Below are 3,903 nucleotides of genomic sequence, written 5' to 3' on the forward strand. Positions count from 1 at the left end.
CGCCGACGCACTCGCCTCGCTCACCGGCGTACGGACAGCACTGGAACTCGGCCCCGACGCAGTGCTCTGCGCCCTCGCCCAGGACCAGGTCGACAGCCTGGTGGCCGTCCCCGCCCTGCGCCCGGGGCACGGCGAGGCACAGACACTGCTGCACATGATCGCCCGGGCCCACGTACGGGGCACGGAGGTCGACTGGCAGGCGGTGACCGGCGAGGGCGACCGGGTCGACCTGCCCACCTACGCCTTCCAGCACACCCGCTACTGGACCGACTCCCCGGCCCCGGACGCGACCGTGGCGCCCGCCCCCGCCGCCTCAACGGCGGAGTCCCGCTTCTGGGCGGCCGTCGACGAGGGCGACGTCGAGTCCCTGGCCGCCACCGCGGGCCTGGACCCGGCGGCACTGGAACCCCTGCTGCCGGCCCTGTCGGCCTGGCACAGCGACGCCCGCGAGCACGAGGCCGTCGGCGCCTGGCGGTACCGGATCGCCTGGACGCCCCTGGAGGAGCCGTCCGCGGCGTCCTGCGTCGGGCGGTGGCTTCTGGTGGCCCCTGACGACGCCGACGCCACGGTCGACGCCTGCCGCGCGGCGCTCACCGAACGACAGGGCGAGGTCGACCTGCTCGTCGTCGACCCCGCCGACACCGACGCGGAGGAGTTCGCGGACCTGCTCCGCGACTACGTCGTCCCCGGCGAGCAGCTCCGCGGCGTGATCTCCCTGCTCGCCCTGGACGAGACGCCGCATCCGGACCACCCGGTGATCACCGCCGGCCAGGCCGGCACCCTCTGCCTGCTGCACGCCGCCCTCGACGTCGACCCGGGCCCGCTGTGGACCCTCACCGCGGGCGCCGTCGGCGCGGGCGAGGACGAGGCGCCGGTCAGCCCGGCCCACGCCGCCGTCTGGGGACTGGGCCGGGTCGCGGCCCTGGAACACCCCCGCCACTGGGGCGGTCTGATCGACCTGCCCGCCGACGGGCTCGACGACACGCGCCTGGCCGCCCGGCTCGCGGCCACCCTGACCCGCACCGACGGCGAGGACCAGGTGGCGGTCCGCGCCGGGACCGCCCTCGGACGACGGCTGCGCCACGCCGACCCCGTCCCCCCGCGTTCCGGCACGGCATGGACACCGGACGGCACCGTGCTGGTCACCGGCGGCACCGGCGCCATCGGCGGCCACGTCGCCCGCTGGCTGGCGGCCGAGGGGGCCGAGCACCTCGTCCTGATGAGCCGGCGCGGCCCCGCCGCCCCAGGTGCCCGCGAACTCACCGAGGAACTCACCGCCCTCGGCTCCCGCGTCACCGTCGTCGCCTGCGACCTGCAGGACCGTGACGACGTCGGCCGAGCGCTCGACGCGCTGACCGCCGACGGCATCACCGTCCGGACCGTCATGCACACCGCCGGCCTGGGCGCTCTGGCCCCGCTCGCCGACACCGGCGTCGCCGACCTCGCCCACCTGGTGGGCGGCAAGGTCGCCGGCGCCCGCCACCTCGACGAACTGCTCGACCCCACACGACTGGACGCCGTCGTCCACTTCTCCTCCATCTCCGCGATGTGGGGCGTGGGCCAGCACGGGGGCTACGCCGCAGGCAACGCCTATCTCGACGCGCTCGCCCAACAGCGCAGCCGAGAGGGCGCTCCCGTCCTCTCCGTCGCCTGGGGGCCGTGGGACGGAGGCGGCATGGTCGACCACGCCGCCGTGGAACCGATGCTGCGCCGCGGCATCTCGCTCCTCCAGCCCGGCCCCGCCATGACCGCGTTGCGTCAGGCGCTCGACGCCCGCGAACCGTCCACCGCCGCCGCGGAAGTCGACTGGGGACGGTTCGAACCCTCCTTCACCGCGCTGCGCCCCAGCCCGCTGCTCGCCGAACTGCCCGAGGTACGCGCCCTCCGCTCCGCCGGGGCCGCAACCACTCCCGACACGGTCGAGGACGGGTTCGGCGCCCGGCTGGCCGGGCTGTCCCCGGTGGAGCGTGAGCGCGCGGCTCTGGATCTGGTGCGCACCCACGCCGCCGCCGCGCTCGGCCACCCGGGACCGGAGCACATCGCACCGGAACGCACCTTCCGTGACCTGGGCACCGACTCGCTGACCGCGGTGGCCCTGCGTGACGGGCTGGCCTCCGCGACCGGCCTGACACTCCCGGCCACACTCGTCTTCGACCAGCCGACCCCCGTCGCGCTGGCGGAGCACCTGCTGGGCCTGCTGATGCCGAAGGACGCCGTCGACGACCTGCCGTCGACGGACGACCTCGACCGGCTGGAGGCGGCGCTCGTCCGCCGTTCCGGCGACGACCTCGACCGGGTCCGGATCGTGATGCGGCTGGAGTCGCTGCTCGCCACGACACGGAAAGAGACCGGTGAGGAGTCCGCTGACGGCGCCGCCCTGGCCGACCGGCTGGGACACGCCACGGACGACGAACTGTTCGATTTGGTCGAGAGGGATCTGGGACTCACATGACCGCCGCCGCTCCAAGGACCCCGCAGGAGAGCACGATGACGACCGAAGCGAGCAAGAGTCCCACCGAGCACAAGCTCCGTGACTACCTGGGCCGGGTGATCGCCGAACTGCACACCACTCGCAGGCGGTTGCGTGAGGCCGAGTCGCAGGAGCATGAGCCCATGGCCATCGTGTCGGTGGCCTGCACCCTGCCCGGCGGTGTGCGCTCGCCCGAGGACCTCTGGCGGCTCCTCGCCTCCGGCACGGACGCCGTCACCCCGTTCCCCGGCGACCGGGGCTGGGACGACAGTCCGCTGCCCGGCGCCGAGGGCGTCGCGGCCCCCGAAGCGTCCCAGGGCGGCTTCCTGCACGACGCGGGCATGTTCGACCCCGCGTTCTTCGGCATCAACCCGCGCGAGGCACTGGCCATGGACCCGCAGCAGCGGCTGGTCCTGGAATCGGTCTGGGAAGCGATGGAGCGCGCCGGCATCCATCCCGGGACGCTGCGCGGCTCCCGTACAGGCGTGTTCGTCGGGACCAACGGCCAGGGCTACGGCATCAACATGCAGGCGGGCATGGCCGGAACCGAGGGCTACCAGCTCACCGGCAGCGCCACCTCCGTACTCTCCGGCCGCATCGCCTACACGCTGGGCCTGCGAGGGCCCGCGGTCAGTGTGGACACCGCCTGTTCCTCGTCGCTGACCGCCCTGCACCTGGCCGCCCAGGCCATCCGCGCCGGTGACTGCTCCATGGCCTTCGCCGGCGGGGTCACCGTCATGCCGCACCCGGTCGCTTTCCACGAGTTCAGCCGGCAGGGCGGCCTGGCATCCGACGGCCGGTGCAAGGCGTTCTCCGCCGACGCGGACGGCACCGGCTGGGGTGAGGGCGTCGGCGTACTGCTCATCGAGCGGCTCTCCGACGCCCGCCGCAACGGCCACCCGGTGCTCGCCGTGATACGCGGCAGCGCGGTCAACCAGGACGGAGCCTCCAACGGCCTCACCGCCCCCAGCGGCCCGGCCCAGGAGCGTGTCATCCGCGCCGCGCTCGACGACGCCCGCCTGACGCCCGACCAGGTCGACGTCGTCGAGGCGCACGGCACCGGCACCACGCTGGGCGACCCCATCGAGGCCCAGGCGCTGCTGGCTACCTACGGCCGCGACCGGGACCGTCCGCTGTGGCTCGGCTCGCTGAAGTCCAACATCGGCCACACCCAGTCCGCCGCCGGGGCCGCCGGCGTCATCAAGATGGTGCTGGCGATGCGCCACCGCGTGCTGCCCCGCACCCTGCACGCCGACGTCCCCACCCCACACGTGGACTGGTCCTCCGGCAGCATCGAACTGCTCACCGGGGAGCAGCCCTGGGAACCCGGTGAACACCCCCGCAGGGCAGCTGTGTCCTCCTTCGGCATCAGCGGCACCAACGCCCACATCATCCTGGAGGAAGCACCCCTCGACGCCCCCGCGGAGGAGCCC

The 3,903-nt window shown here is 74.3% G+C and carries 2 protein-coding genes; both read left to right on the forward strand.

The genetic code is table 11. The features are described from left to right. Positions 1 to 2,452, forward strand: a 2,452-nt coding sequence (locus tag JS521_RS34405; RefSeq protein WP_205086802.1) for a beta-ketoacyl reductase, incomplete at its 5' end; no start/stop codon positions are given. After that, a partial coding sequence (locus JS521_RS34410) for a type I polyketide synthase (RefSeq protein WP_372448644.1) occupies positions 2,449 to 3,903 on the forward strand: 1,455 nt, incomplete at its 3' end. The genes JS521_RS34405 and JS521_RS34410, both read left to right, overlap by 4 nt.

It is taken from the genome of Streptomyces durocortorensis (genome assembly GCF_016901035.1).
Taxonomy (GTDB): Bacteria; Actinomycetota; Actinomycetes; order Streptomycetales; family Streptomycetaceae; genus Streptomyces; species Streptomyces durocortorensis.